The following is a 14,222-nucleotide window of genomic DNA, read 5'->3' on the forward strand; positions in this document are numbered from 1 at the left end:
TTAGTACTATTTGATTCAAAATATTTCTGGTAAATATCGTCGAGTCCATAATTTTTTTGATTGACACCGATCACATCGTAGCCTTTTCCAACCAGAAAGCGAACAAGAGCGGCAGTTACATCGCGGCTGCTGGTAAATTCCAGTTCATTTTCGTGGATGCGAATCTGGGTAATGGCTTCCCATGCCTGGAGTTCCGGCTCCTGCTGCCAGGGTTGTGAAACGGGTTGTGCTACCCTGATAGAAGTGACATGGCTGTCGGTGCCGAATAGTTGACCGGACAGCGCGCCGATATCTCCCTGTGCCAGCAATTGGCCCTTCACAAAAATCCCAACCCGGTCGCACACCTGTTGGACGTGGTGTAAATGGTGCGATGAGAGTAAAACGGTAAGTCCCTGCTGCCGGCTCAACTGTTTGATGAGCGCCAAAAAGTCTTTTACGCCTGTTGGGTCTATACCAAGCGTTGGCTCATCCAGGATGATGACCTCTGGGTTCTTGATCAGCACATCGGCCAAACCAAGCCGCTGTTTCATGCCACGGGAAAAAGCCGAAGTCTTTTTATGTTGGTCTGCAGCAAGGCCCACAATCTCCAGCACTTCGGCCGAACGCTTTTTTAGTTCATTTTCAGGTATGCTGTTCAGTCTGCCGATATACACCAGGTTTTCCAGCGCGGTCATATTATCATAAAAACCGACATTGTCGGGCATATAGCCCACTTTTTTCTTAACTGAGATGGGGTTGCTAGTTGCATTGTGCCCGCAAACAAAAGCGGTACCACTCGTAGGATCGGTAAGCCCGAGCATCATCAATATGGTGGTGGTTTTGCCAGCGCCATTAGGTCCCAGCAATCCAAAGATCTCACCTTTGTCGATATCAAGATTTAAACCATCTACCGCTTTAACAGCGCCATACTGTTTGGTTAAGCCCTTTAATTGTATAATAGGATCTTTCATTGGTAAAAAATGGATTGGCTATTTTATCTTCTGCCATATTTACGAATGAGGTAATAAACGATGCCAATGGCCAATAGAATGACCAAAACGCCGATCCAGCCGGAAAGCAAGGACGTTTTGACCGCCAGGCGGAAGGCGATCTGTGAGTTGGTATTGCTGTTAGTCGCTGTAAAGTTGGCAGCATAATCACCGGCAATGGTTTTGTCCGGCACTTTTACAATCGCTTTAACATCGATGGTTTTCCCGGCTTCCAGTTGTTTGATATTCGCGGGTTCAAAAGTAGATTCCCAGCCGGTAGGCAATTGTGCGGTAACCTGGAGGTCATTCAACGGCAGCGTGCCGGTGTTTTTGACGGTCAGCTGCACCTCTTTTTGGCTGCCCGAGGTTACTTCGTCGCTTAATCTTCCGGTAGGTGTGCTTAGTGTCAAGTTGTAGGAGCCTTTAACTACGGCTTCCAGATTCAGTGATAGGGTATCGGAACCGGATACTGCCCTGATCGGAACCCTGTATTTTTTCGGGGAGGCGGTAGCCGTGGCATTGATCTCGATGGCGATATCCTGGGTTTTGCCGGCATCCATATTAATGGAAGTTACCTGGCTACCGTCCACTTTATAAGCGATTGCCCAGCCAAAGGGAATATCGGTTTTAAGTTCGTAGATCTTGGCGCTGGCCGAGCCGTTATGGAGCGTCGTGCTGTAACGGAAGGTTTCATTGGTTGCGGCCTCGATGTTCATCAGTTTGGCGGTAAAGCCCGACTTGCCAGCCGGCCAGGTGACTGGTTGTTGTGCCTGTGATGCGAAGGTGGATGTTAGAAATAATAAAAGAAATGTAAAGCTGCGCGCTGCGCTGAAACGCGTGGTGGTGAATTGGGGTGACATGATCTAACAACTAAAATGGTTAATGATAGCTTTCAAAAAATGCTTTTTTCGATAATTGGTTTAATGTTTAAAAATTGACGGCTCAAAGAAAAAATGCAGCCCAAAAAAATCAAATAGCTTTAACACTTTTTAACAAATTGATATTAGCCTAAACGATTAAGCCCTGACACCCATTGTCGCCGGGTTATAAAAGATCGGGTATACGAGCGGATTTGTTTGATAAATAGGTAAACTATTGCCAAACAGAGTGATGCTGATTTTTGTAATAGAATTATGGGAAAGACAACGAATACCGTATTAGCCCGCGATGGAGCACTGCAGGCTCCCTGGCAGTATGGCGCAGCGACCATAATTTCGAAAGCTTTATTTGATACCACCGCCATTTATGATGCGCTGATCGTAGGTGGCGGCATTACCGGTATCACAACGGCACTGTTTCTTCAGAAAGCAGGAAAAAAAGTAGTGATCGCCGAAGCGCATAAACCGGGATTTGGAACTACCGGTGGGACCAGCGCCCACATCAATACCTTCGCGGATACTACTTATGCGGAAGTAGCGAGCGCTTTCGGCGAAGAAGGAGCGCAACTTTTCGCGGATGCGATCAACGAAGGTTTCACGACCATTAAATCCAACATTGATACTTACCAGATTGATTGCGATTACGAAATCAATCCTGGCTACCTGTATGCAGAAACCGGGGACGAGGCCAAACAACTCGACGAGATCTACAATGGTGCCTTAAAAGTAGGTGTGCCTGTACACTATACAGAAGAAGTGCCCACACCGGTAGAATATTTAAAGGCCCTGGTTTTCGATAGGCAGGCACAGTTTCACCCGTTAAAATATTTGCGGGGTTTACAAAAAGCTTACCAGGAAGCAGGTGGTATAGTTTTGGAAAACACGTTGGTAACCGGTATCGAAACTGACAATGGCGTACATACCGCGCGTTCGCCAACAGGTGTTATCAGGGCTAAAACGGTGGTTTACGCCACGCATATGCCGCCCAATATCAACCTGTTCAATTTTGAGTGCGCCCCTTACCGCAGTTATGTACTGGGCCTGAAATTAAAAACGGATACTTATCCGGATGCCCTGGTTTACGATATGCAGGAACCTTATCATTATTTCCGGACACAGGTACTTAACGGGGAAAAACTCTTGATCGCCGGTGGTAATGATCATAAAACGGGTCATGCCGACCCGGAAAAAGCCTTTGCCGATCTGGAAAAATATATCCGGAAATATTATAACGTGTCGTCGGTTAAATACCGCTGGTCATCACAATATTATGTACCTGTGGACGGCCTTCCTTATATCGGACAGATGCCGCTGGCGGCGGACGGTATTTACTGCGCAACCGGCTATAACGGTAACGGGATGATGCTGGGCAGTATCGCCGGCAAAATACTCAGCGACCTGGTCAGGAGACGGCCCAATAGATATCAGGACTTGTTCAGTCCTTCACGGATCAAACCAGTGGATAGCTTCAGCGAATTTGTTAAAGAAAATGTGGATGTAGCTTACCACTTTATAGCAGACAGGTTTCATATCCACGAAACGGATTCATTAAAACGGCTTCAGCGAGGTACCGGCAAGGTGCTGGAAGTAGACGGTGAGAAGATAGCGGCATACCGGGATGAAAAAGGAGCCATCCACGCGCTCAGTCCGGTTTGTACCCATGCCGCGTGTATCGTGAATTGGAACGGTGAAGAAAAAAGCTGGGACTGCCCCTGCCACGGTGCACGTTATGATATTGACGGAAATGTATTGACAGGACCGGCAACCAAAAACCTACCCAAGATCAGCAGCGATGAAAACTAAGGAAATATTAGCCGGCGGAATTACCGGTACAACTTTCATGACCCTGTTCAGCTACCTCATCTCGCTGGCCGATGGCGAAAACTTCAGCGAACCGGAGCGCCTCGGACAACTGGCTGGCCGTCTCATTCCGAAACTGGACAAGCAGCAGAGTCTGGCTTTAGGCTGGCTCGGTCATTATGGGGTAGGCCTGCTTTTTGCACTAGTCTATGTGGAGCTTTGGCGGCGCGGAAAATTAAAACCTGATCTGAAAACGAACCTTTGGCTGGGTGGCTTAAGTGGCTTGCTGGCGGTCGTGGTCTGGAAAGCCACATTTAAAATGCACCCGCTGCCGCCTTCGTTAAGTTTTAATAAATATTACCTGCAACTCGTTCCGGCTCACCTGGTCTTTGCAGTCTTCGCCGGGATCGGTTATCAAATCTTAAAAAGAGCAAATCATGTTACAGATCATCGATGAGGCGGAAAAAAGCAGGACGGATCTGGCCCAACGTTTCCCGGAAAATCCTTTGTTATTACCTAAAGACCTTGCGCCCAGCGTTGGTGGTTTACAAATCATTAGTCTGCTGAATCCGGGCGTATTCCGTTACGGGGGGAAAATATGGCTTCTGGTCAGGGTAGCGGAAGGTGCTGTGCAAAAGGAAGGCGTACTATTTTTCCCCGCCCTGAACGCGACTGGGAATACCGAGATCATCGAAGTACCTTTAAACGATCCCGACCTGATCGCCATCGATGCTCGGGTAATCAGTTATAAAGGCCTGGATTACCTGACCACAATCTCACATTTACGTTTATTATCCAGTGATGATGGTGTGCATTTCACCGAGTTGGGAGACTATGCTCCCATATTTGGACAAGGCTACCTGGAAAGATTCGGCATCGAAGATTGCCGGGTGAGCCAGATAGGTGATACTTATTATCTGACCTATACCGCAGTCTCTGATAGTGGTGTTGGCGTAGGTTTGCAAACCACCAAAGATTGGCAACACTTTGAAAATGCGGGCATGATCCTGCCGCCGCATAATAAAGACTGCGCCATCTTTGAAGAAACCATCAACGGTAAATATTATTGCCTGCACCGGCCGAGCAGCAAAGAGATTGGCGGCAATTATATCTGGCTGGCGGAATCTTCCGACGGCAGGCAATGGGGAAACCATCAATGCCTGATCAAGACCCGGCCTGGTTTTTGGGACAGCGCACGCGTCGGTGCCGGAGCGGCACCGATCCGTACCGGGCAGGGTTGGCTGGCAATTTATCACGGTGCAAATACGGAGCACCAGTATTGCCTGGGTGCTTTCCTGATGGATTTGGATAACCCTTCGAAGATCATTTCACGTACCGTTGAACCCATTATGGTGCCTACGGAACCATATGAATTAAGCGGCTTTTTTGGGCATGTTGTTTTTACCAACGGGCACCTGATTGATGGTGACCGCTTGACGATGTACTATGGCGCGGCAGATGAGTTCGTGTGCGGCGCGCATTTTTCCATCAATGCGATACTGGAACAATTGGTTTCTTATTAGCATCGAAAGTTCTTCAGCAACGCTGCCGACCATCGACCTACCGCAGGAAATAAAAAAGGCCGCCCGCTATGGTTTATTTTATGCTGTCATGGATCTTTTGAATCGCGTCGAGGTGCATTTTTAAGGTTGGTAATGTCTTCACCGCAAATGCTTTCAAATCCGGGTCCTTTAGGTTTTTAATGGCATCCTCAAATTCTTTGATGTCGTTTTTGTGATCTTCGATCATATTATCAACATAGGCTTTATCAAAGTCCGCGCCTGATTTTGAAGAAAGATTATCTTTCACCTTTTGTTCGTCACTATCTATCGTTGTTGGCAAGGTGATCACTTTGGATTTTGCAAGGGCCTTCATTTCCTCGTTGGCTTTGCTATGGTCGCTGACCATCATGGCACCGAAATCTTTAACTTTTTGGTTGGCAGCTTTTTGCTGGGCGAGTGTACCGAGCTCGACTTCTGCCATACCGCCATTAGCTGCCGCCACGGCAAATTTCGCATCGTCCTTGTCGACTGCTGATGCGGATGAATCCTTTTTGGCCGTATCAGCTTTTGCTGTATTCGCGCTGTCTGCGCTGGCTTTGCTGTCCTTGTTGCCGCTGCAGGCCTGTACCATACAGGCGACACCTGCGATCAGGCTGATGTACATGAGCTTTTTCATGGTGGGTGTTTTGTTAATTTGTATCTCTTTTATCGTCAAGCTATTTTATACCAAGTATTTCCAGCGTCCTTTCATCGCGTTCGCCATGATAGAACTTGTCCAGTACACGGCTAAAAACCGGGAAGGTCGCGGGCACAGCATCAAATAGGGTCATTGACGACTTAAGCTTGAGGTCGTCGGGGCTACCGAAAACAGCATGCGGGTCATTTGTTTCCAATTCCAGCAGCGCTTTACAGATAGTCGTCAGCCGCAGCCCGAGTTCCGGGTCCATCAGCAGGTCTCCCGCTTCCTTTATATCTTTTATGGCGTAAAAACGTGACATTTCGGTCACGCCCAAACCTGCGATCTGCGGGAAGATATACCACATCCAGTGGCCTTGCTTGTGGCCGTCTTTGATTTCCGCCAGCGCGGTATCATAATCACGGTCCTGCGCAGTTTTAAAACGTTGTAAGTGCTCTTTCATTTTTTTACTTAGTTGCTTTTCCCCCTGAACAGCGAGATGATCCATATGATAATGGCGATCACGATCACGACTGCTATAATACCCACCACCGCGCCGGCTTTGAAAATACCTGCGATGGCGGTACAGCTTGTAAATAAGGCGGCCATCATGAGGATGGCCACCGGCACAATGATTTTTTTCATGGTTATGTTTTTATGTTCACCCTGCGCTGCTATTATCCTGTATGTCGTCCGAGGGATAAGTTTCTGTTGATCCGGTATCCAGCCTGACGACGATCTTATCGCCAATAGCGTCAACAACCTCGCCTTCACCTGAAGGAGTGATCACACGCTGTCCTTTCAAAAATAGGTGCTCATCCATTATGCTTGTACCTTTTCAGCGCCATAGGCACTCCATTGAGCGACACCTTTTGGTTCTGCATTTTTTACTTCAGCGCTTTTGATCTTGCTCATGTTTTTATTGAGTTTTTCGCTTTCTTTTACTTCCGCGCTGAAATCATCCGGCAATTTCGTTTGGCCTTCTGTTTCCTGTACCTGCGCAATGGGGTCTTCGACGTAATTAAATTCTTTGCCCATGCCTTTGATCTCACCCTCATTCCACGGCCCGCGAACGGTACCGTCGGAAAGGTTGTAAACGTTTTGCAGGTAGCGGGGATCGGCAGCCAATACTCCCGGCGGAAAATTAGGCTGAATGCTGTTCAAAGCTGCCTCAAACATTTTATAGTGTGTAACCTCCCGGGTCATCAGGAAGGATAAGGTTTCGTGGATGTACGGATCCTCTGTAAATTTCATCAAATGCTCGTAAACGAGCTTGGCCCGTGATTCAGAAGCCAGGTTGCTGCGCAGGTCTACGGTCAGGTCGCCGTTGGAGTGGATGTAGGAAGCACACCAGGGAATGCCCTGGCTGTTACGCGGGGTGACGCCGCCTCCGGTGATGATGCCAAACTGCGGATTAGCAAATACCGCTGCGTGGATAATATCCTCTTTAGCGGCCTTGCCGTTTAATACCTGCATGATTTCGGAACTATCAGCAGCGTTTTTGAGTTCGCCGTTCACACCCTTCAGCAGCATCTGGATGGTAGCGCCCACGATCTCCAGGTGACTGAATTCTTCGGTGGCGATGTCCATCAGCATATCGTATTTATCCGGGTGCGGAACTTTCGCGCCGAAGGCCTGGGTGAAATATTGCATGGCAGCGGCCAGCTCACCGTTTTCGCCGCCGAATTGCTCCAATAACAGGTTCGCAAAACGCGGATCGGGACGAGATACCCGGGCATTGAATTGAAGGTCTTTTACATGGTGAAACATAATATTATTTGTTTTAGGTAAATGTATAATGATAAAACTACAGGAGTTGATATTATGTTTTTAATTAATTAAATAATTTATAAAGAAATATAAAAACAATATTTAACTGAAAATAGTTGTTGTACTACCTTTTAAGCGCTTTCCGCAAGCGTTTGCAGCGTAATTATGCCAATTGTTGAAAGATTATTTTTTTTACCATGAATGCAACCTCAGCCTGGCTATTGGCTGTTAATTCAAAATTGAACAGTCCCGGCCTGACCGCTGTTTATGAACAGCAGGCAGTAGGTTATGCCTTTAAAGTTTATCTGATTGATGACTCCTGCTGGATGGTTGTAGCCTGGCCGAAAGGCAGCCGGATCGCTTTCCGGCTTGCTTATTCACCCAACGATCAGCTGGAACTCAGGAAAGTCATGGAGAAGGATCAAAACATTACTTTTCGGATCGCCTCCCTGATGGGGGAATACGAGGCTGTTGTCCGGTTACCGGTTGGAGAAATCCCCGTGCTGCGTTTTACGACAACACTGAGAGCGGCAGCACCGATCTTGTTCCCTTTCTGGCCGAGGGATATCGTGCCGCTGGGCGCAGTTAGCAGCGATAAGATAGCTGAAGGTGAGATCAAAGTCAGCCAGGTAGGCACACGTTCCGGACAGCTCTATTTTAGCCTGACCCGGCCGAAGGCGGGTTCTGTGCTTTACCTACAGAATCTGACCGCACTGGCGGACTATAACCAGCAGACCGAGACCTCGGCCGGTGATACGGTGGGTGGTGAATGGCCGGAAATTGGATTTGCCCTGCCACCTACTTTGAAAAATAAACCATTGGAAGCCGGGAAAACGTATGCCCTGAGTGACGCGTTTATCGTCTTTTCTGAAGAAGTACCTGCAGATGAGGGAGCCATGGTACGCCAGTATCTTGATTTATTAGCGGCAGTTTATCTGGAATTGCCAAAACCCGCCACTACTTATAAAAACTGGCCTGAAACTTTACAAAAAGGTTTAACTGACCTGACCGAAAGCCCGGGTTGCTGGTCACAGGTGAACGGAAATCATTACCTGAATGCTTATGTCTGTGATTATGCAACACCACCCGAGATCATGGTACAACTGGCAGTACTCCTGCCTTTGCTGGATTATGTAGAATGGAGCGATGGCCAGCTGGAAGTGATGAAAAAGATCAAGGAAGGCCTGCCCGCTTTTTATAATGAGGAATTTGGCACGATCATGCGCTGGCACCCTAAAGTGGCCGATAAGATGGAAGGCGAAGAAGAACACAAAAAGCCAATGGTTATGGATTCCTGGTATCTGCATCACCCGCTGCTGAACTTGTCACGCTTAGCGCTCAAAGGGGATAAAGTTGCCGAAAAGCTGTTCCTGGATTCGCTGGAATTCGCAATAAAGGTGGCCCGTCATTTCAATTACAGGTGGCCGGTGTTTTATAAAATGGATACGCTCGAGGTGATCAAAGCGGAAACACAACCTGGAAAAGGCGGTGAAAAGGATGTGCCGGGTTTGTATGCACATGTGATGCTGCAGGCCTGGGAACTGACAGGCAACAAACGTTATCTGGCCGAAGCTGAAAGAGGCGCTTTAAAACTGCAAGGTTTAGGTTTTGACTTATTCTACCAGGCGAATAATACCTCCTTCTCGGCAGGTGCCTTATTACGGCTGTATAAGATCACCCAAAAAGAAGTATATAAAGAGCTCAGTTATTTATGCCTGGCTAATGTGTTCAGGAACGTAAAACTCTGGGACTGCAATTATGGCTACGGTCGGAATTTTCCATCTTTTTTTGCCCTGTTCCCGTTGAACGATGCGCCCTATACGGCGGTTTACGAGGAGCAGGAAGTCTTCTGTGCCTTTCATGATTACCTGAGGCAGGCGGAGGGTGTCGAGATCCTGCCGTCGCTCCGATTACTGATGGCTGAATATATCCGGTATCTGGTAGACCGTGCCGTGTATTATTACCCGACAATGCTGCCCAAAGAAATGTTATCCGATGAGGTAAAGACCGGCGAGGTAGACGCAAGCCTATGGATCGCCCTGGAAGACATGCATGATGGCTGGGAACAGTCCGGCGAAGTTGGGCAGGAGGTTTACGGCGCGGGAAATGCTTTCGGTATCCTGCCGCGCCATTATACGCAGGTGGAAGATGAGCCCTTTATGATCTACACCGATTATCCCACTTATGGCTTTTCGCCAAAAAAACACCGTCCGGCCAGATTCAGGCTGGCGGGAGATGCTCGGCTTCATTGCCGGTTGATGCTGGTTAAAACGGATAAAGGCAAAATGCCGGAATTTACGGTGATATTGAACGACGGTAACGAACCTGTTAAAGGGAAAAAAACAAAAGAAGGGCACCTGGAATTTACCATTCCCGGTGACAGCAAAATTCATATCAAATGGAAAGCCTTATGAAAAAAAAGACGAATTTGTTCGAACGTTTCAGCAACTGGGCCACAGCTGCCACGGGAAGTTCCGCGGCATTTATCATCGCTACGTCCACCGTGCTCATCTGGGCAGTTACGGGACCGTTATTTCATTACTCGGAAACCTGGCAACTGGTCATCAATACCGGCACGACGATCATTACCTTTCTGATGGTGTTTTTAATTCAGAAGTCGCAGAATAAGGACTCCAAAGCCATCCACCTGAAGTTAAATGAATTATTAGCTTCGCACGAGGGCACCAGTAACCGCATGGTCAATATCGAGGATCTGACCGAGGAAGAACTGGACCATCTTTATAAATTTTATATCCGGTTGTCCGATCTGGCAGAAAAGGAAAATGATCTGACCCGTACGCATTCAATAGATGCTGCTGCAGAAAACCAGAAAAGAAAGTCACAGACACGGAGGCCGATTAAAAAGACCTGAGCCATGAAGAAGCCGACTATAATTACCGCGATGATCGAATGTCCGAAGGGATCGAACCAGAAGTTCGACTATGATCCGGCGGAAAAACGTTTTAAACTGAATAAGATCCTGCCCGCCGGACTTGTCTTTCCCTTTGATTTCGGGATGATCCCGGGAACCAAAGGTGAGGACGGCGACCCGCTGGATATCATCGTGATCTCCGAATGTTCCGCTTTCCCCGGTTGCCTGGTAGATTGCCGGATCATCGGTGGGCTAAAAGCAGAGCAAACCGAACGGAACGGGCACAAGGTACGGAATGACCGTTTTATCGGCATCCCGGATGTTTCCCTGTTATACTCGGACATCCATACACTGGAGGAACTGCCACAGGTTCTCATTGACCAGCTCGAAGCCTTTTTCAAAAATTATAACGAACAGGCGAGCAAGAAATTTAACGTGACTGCGAGGCTAAACGCCCCGCAGGCCGCCAAATTATTAAGTGAGTGAAGAAATAAAGCAGCTGCTCATACCGGTCATGCTGGCATCACTGTAAATTACCGCCTGGCTCGTTAACCGTAAGCCGGCTGCGGAATTAAAGAAGCCCGCAGCTGTCTGCGGTAAATGAATTAAATAAGAATCAAATCAATTGCTATGGAACTGCTGTTAAAAATTTTTGGTGAGGGCAAAGACCTCAATGCCCTGCAGATGAGCAGTCGAGGCGTAGTCATTTTTATAATTGCCTTCCTGCTCATCCGCGTCTCGGGACGCCGCTCGTTTGGCGTGCGGACGCCGCTCGACAACATTATTACCATTTCACTGGGAGCCATCATGAGCCGGGCGGTTGTGGGTGCATCAGCTTTTGTACCGGTAATCGTCTGCTGTTTTGTGATTGTTTTCCTGCACCGGGTCTTTGGCTGGCTGATCGTTCATCATAAGGCATTCGGCCGCTTTGTGGAAGGCGATAAAATCCTGCTATTTGATCAGGGAAAGTTCATTAAAAGCCATATGGAAAAAGGGTTAGTGTGTGAAGAAGATATCATGCAGGGTGTCCGGAAGTCAGCGCTAACCGAAGATATGGAGGGGGTTGAAAAAGTTTATATGGAAAGAAACGGCGAGATCAGCGCAATCCGGAAAAAATGAAAATTGTTCTGATTTTTCAGGGAGTTTGGAACGCTTCTTGTTTTTTTTAACAACAGCGTTGTTCACTATAGTTTTAACCAAAATAAAATCTACAATCATGCCTACAAAAAGCAACAAAAAGTCTGCAGCAGCAGCCAGCCGCACACCAGAAGCTGAAAGTGCGCTGAAAGAATTATTTATTGATGAGATCAAGGACATCTACTGGGCGGAAAAACATTTAGCCTCCGCTTTGCCGAAACTGATCAAGGGAGCGACCTCGGAAGACCTTAAACAAACCATTAGCAACCACCTGGAAGAAACCAAGAACCATGTGACCCGTCTGGAAAGCGCTTTCGCTTCGATCGGTGAAAAAGCAGTGGCTAAGAAATGCCTGGCCATGGAAGGCCTGCTAAACGAAGCTACTGAACTACTGTCCGATACAGACAAAGGCACAGAAGTAAGGGATGTAGCTATTATTTCTGCTGCTCAAAAGGTAGAACATTACGAGATCGCATCTTATGGTACCCTGCGCACCTTAGCCGGAACCCTGGGCTATAGTGAAGCGCAGAACCTGTTTGACGAAACCTTAGCTGAAGAAAAAAATGCCGATACCCTGTTGACCCAAGTAGCCGAAAATTATGTGAATGAAGCCGCTGCCGCTGAAGTAGAATAAAAGAAGCAAATTGTGATCTTTCAGGGGATACCGGAAGGTATCCCTTTTTTGTTTAAGTTTTGCTTAGCGCCGCGATCAAAAGTTCAGCGGTCGCCTCGATGGTCTGATGAATGACCTCCTCACAGGAACCGGAAAACACTTGACGGAAGCTGGCTTCACGACCACAGATCAAAGCAAAAACGAACATGGTGCCGACCGGTTTCTCCGGTGTTTCGCTGCCGCCGGGAGTGGTCAGGCCGGTAACGGTTACCTGGATATCCGAATCGATTATTGTTTTTAAGCGGCAAGCCATCTCCCGTGTCACTTCCATCGATTCCGGCGAGTATTTATCAATGAGTTCCTGTGGTACACCTAGTAAACTGACTTTCAAACTCGCGTCATAACAGGCAATGCCCCCTTTAAGCACTTTACCAGATTCTTCGGTCAGCGCAAATTCGGAGCAGAGCCAGCCCGCTGTCGCGCTTTCTGCAAAAGCGATAGTCAGCCCTCGTTGAGCTATGAGTTTACTGCAAACGATGATTTTGCTTTCCGCCATTTATATTTAACGATCTGGCTCTGAAAATGGTTTGGATATACAGACATTTGGCGCAAGCATCAGGTCTTTTCCCAACAATCATAAATTCCGTATACAGACCGACTACTACTTATCACTTATCGTCCTTACCGAATAACTCCCTCAGCTTATCCTTTGCTTTTTCCAGCGTGTCTTTTTCGTCTGCGTTTAAGTTCTTCCCGGCCCGGTTCTCGTAAAAGGTCAGCATAGACATCGCGCTTTGATAAGGCGAAGATTTTCGCCGTTTGCTTGTCTCCGCCGAATGTTTTACTGATGCCGCGATCTTATCCGGATCTCCGGATTTAAAAATATCTTTCTCCAGATCCATCGCATCGCTGTGCTCTGTAACATCTGCAGACCATTTGTTTACTGTTTTTTTTGTTTTCGTAGTCATAGAAGTATAGTTTATCAGTAAATGATTTTAGTATCGTTGATAATAACCTTCTTGCTTGTCGCTTTCTGCTTCCGCTTTTTTATCCTCTTCCAGTAGATTGGTACCGATAGGGTTAGCGGCTAATAATTTGGCAAACCAGGCCAGGTTTGCGGTCATATAACGCAAGGTTTTATTGGTATATAAATACCGTTCGCCGCCAGCTTCCACATAATCTTTTTCTCCTCCGGCCATACCAACCCAATAGGCGTTAACATTTGGTGGAATTGTAAAGCCCACTTCCTGCAAAGCCCAGAGTACTTGCGCGGCGCAGCTATGGGCACCGTCTTCGTTGCCGGTAACCAGGCAGCCGCCTACTTTATTATAGGGCATATATTGTCCGTTTTCTTGATTGCTCAGTTCTTCGTCCCGGAAAATAGCATCTAACCGTTCAATCACTTTTTGAGCGGTCGAGGCCAGGTGTCCCATCCAGATGGGCGTGGCGATAATAAAAATTTGGCAGGATTTGATCTTTTCCAGGATAAGCGGCCATTGGTCACCCCCTCCTTCATCAGAAGAATTACCGGTAAGTACCTGGTAATCATTAAGGCGGATAATCTCCGTTTCAAACCCCTGCTCACGAAGCTGGCTTGCCGCCTTGTCAGCCAATGCGCCTGTGTTGGAAAAATCTGGATGGCGTTTGAGCGTACAGTTTATAAGTAATGCTTTCATGAAGTTTGTTTTAATAATTAGTTAGAAAAATAACAGCCTGATGTGATTCAGCTATCACTGTTCTTCTTTTTTTCTTTTGCAAAATGAGCGCGCGCCTGCTTTAAACCAGTCGCTATTGCTTCCCCTTCATTGCCGGTTATTCGCAACACTTCATTGGCGATCTCCGTTGCCTTTTCCCTGATTTTCTTAGGTTGGTTCTTATAAGATGGCGGGTAGTTTCCGTTATACCATGGCATAAGCTAATTTTTAAATGTTTCCTAAATACGCTTTCATTTCACCCTTGTTTTCCATTTGCGTTCGGCAGCGCCTGCCTGATGACAGGCGCTGTAA

General features: G+C 47.4%; 19 protein-coding genes. 8 read left to right on the forward strand and 11 right to left on the reverse strand.

The window, feature by feature from the left end:
• A partial coding sequence (locus tag AC59JO_RS13760) for an ABC transporter ATP-binding protein (protein ID WP_497305953.1) occupies positions 1–950 on the reverse strand: 950 nt, incomplete at its 3' end.
• A gap of 23 nt (positions 951–973) precedes the next feature.
• The gene (locus AC59JO_RS13765) at positions 974–1,828 is read right to left on the reverse strand and encodes a COG1470 family protein (protein WP_497305955.1); all 855 of its coding nucleotides are present in this window, start codon (positions 1,826–1,828) and stop codon (positions 974–976) included.
• 273 nt (positions 1,829–2,101) lie between these two features.
• On the opposite strand from AC59JO_RS13765, the gene AC59JO_RS13770 reads away from it, so the two are divergent.
• From AC59JO_RS13770 to AC59JO_RS13780, 3 genes are read left to right on the forward strand one after another with little or no spacing between them, the layout of a single operon-like run.
• Entirely contained in the window at positions 2,102–3,649 is a 1,548-nt protein-coding gene (locus AC59JO_RS13770; RefSeq protein ID WP_497305957.1) for an FAD-dependent oxidoreductase, read from the forward strand.
• Complete coding sequence (locus tag AC59JO_RS13775; protein WP_497305959.1) at positions 3,639–4,103, forward strand: hypothetical protein; 465 nt, start codon at positions 3,639–3,641, stop codon at positions 4,101–4,103. Before AC59JO_RS13770 ends, AC59JO_RS13775 begins: the two co-directional genes overlap by 11 nt.
• Entirely contained in the window at positions 4,084–5,169 is a 1,086-nt protein-coding gene (locus AC59JO_RS13780) for a glycoside hydrolase family 130 protein (protein WP_497305961.1), read from the forward strand. The genes AC59JO_RS13775 and AC59JO_RS13780 overlap by 20 nt, the downstream gene beginning before the upstream one ends.
• A 73-nt stretch (positions 5,170–5,242) precedes the next feature.
• Here AC59JO_RS13780 and AC59JO_RS13785 read toward each other — a convergent pair whose 3' ends face one another.
• The 5 genes from AC59JO_RS13785 to AC59JO_RS13805 are packed head-to-tail and all read right to left on the reverse strand — an operon-like array spanning position 5,243 to position 7,594.
• Complete coding sequence (locus AC59JO_RS13785) at positions 5,243–5,824, reverse strand: DUF4142 domain-containing protein (protein WP_497305963.1); 582 nt, start codon at positions 5,822–5,824, stop codon at positions 5,243–5,245.
• Between the two features lie 40 nt (positions 5,825–5,864).
• On the reverse strand, positions 5,865–6,287 hold the full coding sequence (locus AC59JO_RS13790; RefSeq protein ID WP_497305965.1) for a DUF1810 domain-containing protein: 423 nt from the start codon (positions 6,285–6,287) through the stop codon (positions 5,865–5,867).
• Positions 6,288–6,295: 8 nt separating this feature from the next.
• Positions 6,296–6,469, reverse strand: a complete 174-nt coding sequence (locus AC59JO_RS13795; RefSeq protein WP_183566016.1) for a hypothetical protein — start codon at positions 6,467–6,469, stop codon at positions 6,296–6,298.
• A gap of 16 nt (positions 6,470–6,485) precedes the next feature.
• Positions 6,486–6,647, reverse strand: coding sequence for a hypothetical protein (locus tag AC59JO_RS13800; RefSeq protein ID WP_243483848.1), 162 nt, complete (start codon positions 6,645–6,647; stop codon positions 6,486–6,488).
• Complete coding sequence (locus tag AC59JO_RS13805) at positions 6,647–7,594, reverse strand: manganese catalase family protein (protein WP_497305968.1); 948 nt, start codon at positions 7,592–7,594, stop codon at positions 6,647–6,649. Before AC59JO_RS13805 ends, AC59JO_RS13800 begins: the two co-directional genes overlap by 1 nt.
• Positions 7,595–7,791: 197 nt before the next feature.
• Between AC59JO_RS13805 and AC59JO_RS13810 the strand changes: the two genes are divergently transcribed.
• The 5 genes from AC59JO_RS13810 to AC59JO_RS13830 all read left to right on the forward strand — a co-directional run bounded on the left by AC59JO_RS13810 (position 7,792) and on the right by AC59JO_RS13830 (position 12,237).
• Positions 7,792–10,008 carry a hypothetical protein gene (locus AC59JO_RS13810; protein WP_497305970.1) on the forward strand — a complete coding sequence of 739 codons (2,217 nt, stop codon included), beginning with the start codon at positions 7,792–7,794 and terminating at the stop codon, positions 10,006–10,008.
• Complete coding sequence (locus AC59JO_RS13815) at positions 10,005–10,466, forward strand: low affinity iron permease family protein (protein WP_497305972.1); 462 nt, start codon at positions 10,005–10,007, stop codon at positions 10,464–10,466. Before AC59JO_RS13810 ends, AC59JO_RS13815 begins: the two co-directional genes overlap by 4 nt.
• A gap of 3 nt (positions 10,467–10,469) precedes the next feature.
• Complete coding sequence (locus AC59JO_RS13820) at positions 10,470–10,952, forward strand: inorganic diphosphatase (RefSeq protein WP_497305974.1); 483 nt, start codon at positions 10,470–10,472, stop codon at positions 10,950–10,952.
• A gap of 144 nt (positions 10,953–11,096) precedes the next feature.
• A complete protein-coding gene (locus AC59JO_RS13825; protein WP_243483840.1) occupies positions 11,097–11,585 on the forward strand; it encodes a DUF421 domain-containing protein in 489 nt (162 codons plus the stop codon).
• A gap of 97 nt (positions 11,586–11,682) precedes the next feature.
• Positions 11,683–12,237, forward strand: a complete 555-nt coding sequence (locus AC59JO_RS13830) for a YciE/YciF ferroxidase family protein (RefSeq protein ID WP_243483838.1) — start codon at positions 11,683–11,685, stop codon at positions 12,235–12,237.
• A 52-nt stretch (positions 12,238–12,289) separates the two neighbouring features.
• Here the strand turns inward: AC59JO_RS13830 and AC59JO_RS13835 are convergent, their stop codons facing one another.
• From AC59JO_RS13835 to AC59JO_RS13850, 4 genes are all read right to left on the reverse strand, one after another.
• Positions 12,290–12,772 (reverse strand): CinA family protein, encoded by a 483-nt coding sequence (locus AC59JO_RS13835; RefSeq protein WP_497305977.1) that lies wholly within the window; start codon positions 12,770–12,772, stop codon positions 12,290–12,292.
• 112 nt (positions 12,773–12,884) lie between these two features.
• Positions 12,885–13,184, reverse strand: coding sequence for a DUF3175 domain-containing protein (locus tag AC59JO_RS13840; protein WP_090463195.1), 300 nt, complete (start codon positions 13,182–13,184; stop codon positions 12,885–12,887).
• 27 nt (positions 13,185–13,211) lie between these two features.
• Positions 13,212–13,892 (reverse strand): flavodoxin family protein, encoded by a 681-nt coding sequence (locus AC59JO_RS13845; RefSeq protein WP_243483831.1) that lies wholly within the window; start codon positions 13,890–13,892, stop codon positions 13,212–13,214.
• 47 nt (positions 13,893–13,939) lie between these two features.
• Positions 13,940–14,128 carry a DUF2188 domain-containing protein gene (locus AC59JO_RS13850; protein ID WP_497305979.1) on the reverse strand — a complete coding sequence of 63 codons (189 nt, stop codon included), beginning with the start codon at positions 14,126–14,128 and terminating at the stop codon, positions 13,940–13,942.
• Between the last annotated feature and the right edge of the window lie 94 nt (positions 14,129–14,222).

The sequence above is a fragment of the Mucilaginibacter sp. A5337 genome (assembly GCF_059690695.1).

Excerpts from the sequence above, each read along its gene's own strand:
- AC59JO_RS13795 (WP_183566016.1), bottom strand. The coding sequence starts at position 6,469 with ATGAAAAAAATCATTGTGCCGGTGGCCATCCTCATGATGGCCGCCTTA.
- AC59JO_RS13765 (WP_497305955.1), bottom strand. The coding sequence starts at position 1,828 with ATGTCACCCCAATTCACCACCACGCGTTTCAGCGCAGCGCGCAGCTTT.
- AC59JO_RS13770 (WP_497305957.1), top strand. The coding sequence starts at position 2,102 with ATGGGAAAGACAACGAATACCGTATTAGCCCGCGATGGAGCACTGCAG.
- AC59JO_RS13775 (WP_497305959.1), top strand. The coding sequence starts at position 3,639 with ATGAAAACTAAGGAAATATTAGCCGGCGGAATTACCGGTACAACTTTC.
- AC59JO_RS13810 (WP_497305970.1), top strand. The coding sequence starts at position 7,792 with ATGAATGCAACCTCAGCCTGGCTATTGGCTGTTAATTCAAAATTGAAC.
- AC59JO_RS13850 (WP_497305979.1), bottom strand. The coding sequence starts at position 14,128 with ATGCCATGGTATAACGGAAACTACCCGCCATCTTATAAGAACCAACCT.
- AC59JO_RS13780 (WP_497305961.1), top strand. The coding sequence starts at position 4,084 with ATGTTACAGATCATCGATGAGGCGGAAAAAAGCAGGACGGATCTGGCC.
- AC59JO_RS13840 (WP_090463195.1), bottom strand. The coding sequence starts at position 13,184 with ATGACTACGAAAACAAAAAAAACAGTAAACAAATGGTCTGCAGATGTT.
- AC59JO_RS13830 (WP_243483838.1), top strand. The coding sequence starts at position 11,683 with ATGCCTACAAAAAGCAACAAAAAGTCTGCAGCAGCAGCCAGCCGCACA.
- AC59JO_RS13825 (WP_243483840.1), top strand. The coding sequence starts at position 11,097 with ATGGAACTGCTGTTAAAAATTTTTGGTGAGGGCAAAGACCTCAATGCC.
- AC59JO_RS13835 (WP_497305977.1), bottom strand. The coding sequence starts at position 12,772 with ATGGCGGAAAGCAAAATCATCGTTTGCAGTAAACTCATAGCTCAACGA.
- AC59JO_RS13815 (WP_497305972.1), top strand. The coding sequence starts at position 10,005 with ATGAAAAAAAAGACGAATTTGTTCGAACGTTTCAGCAACTGGGCCACA.
- AC59JO_RS13845 (WP_243483831.1), bottom strand. The coding sequence starts at position 13,892 with ATGAAAGCATTACTTATAAACTGTACGCTCAAACGCCATCCAGATTTT.
- AC59JO_RS13800 (WP_243483848.1), bottom strand. The coding sequence starts at position 6,647 with ATGGATGAGCACCTATTTTTGAAAGGACAGCGTGTGATCACTCCTTCA.
- AC59JO_RS13820 (WP_497305974.1), top strand. The coding sequence starts at position 10,470 with ATGAAGAAGCCGACTATAATTACCGCGATGATCGAATGTCCGAAGGGA.
- AC59JO_RS13790 (WP_497305965.1), bottom strand. The coding sequence starts at position 6,287 with ATGAAAGAGCACTTACAACGTTTTAAAACTGCGCAGGACCGTGATTAT.
- AC59JO_RS13805 (WP_497305968.1), bottom strand. The coding sequence starts at position 7,594 with ATGTTTCACCATGTAAAAGACCTTCAATTCAATGCCCGGGTATCTCGT.
- AC59JO_RS13785 (WP_497305963.1), bottom strand. The coding sequence starts at position 5,824 with ATGAAAAAGCTCATGTACATCAGCCTGATCGCAGGTGTCGCCTGTATG.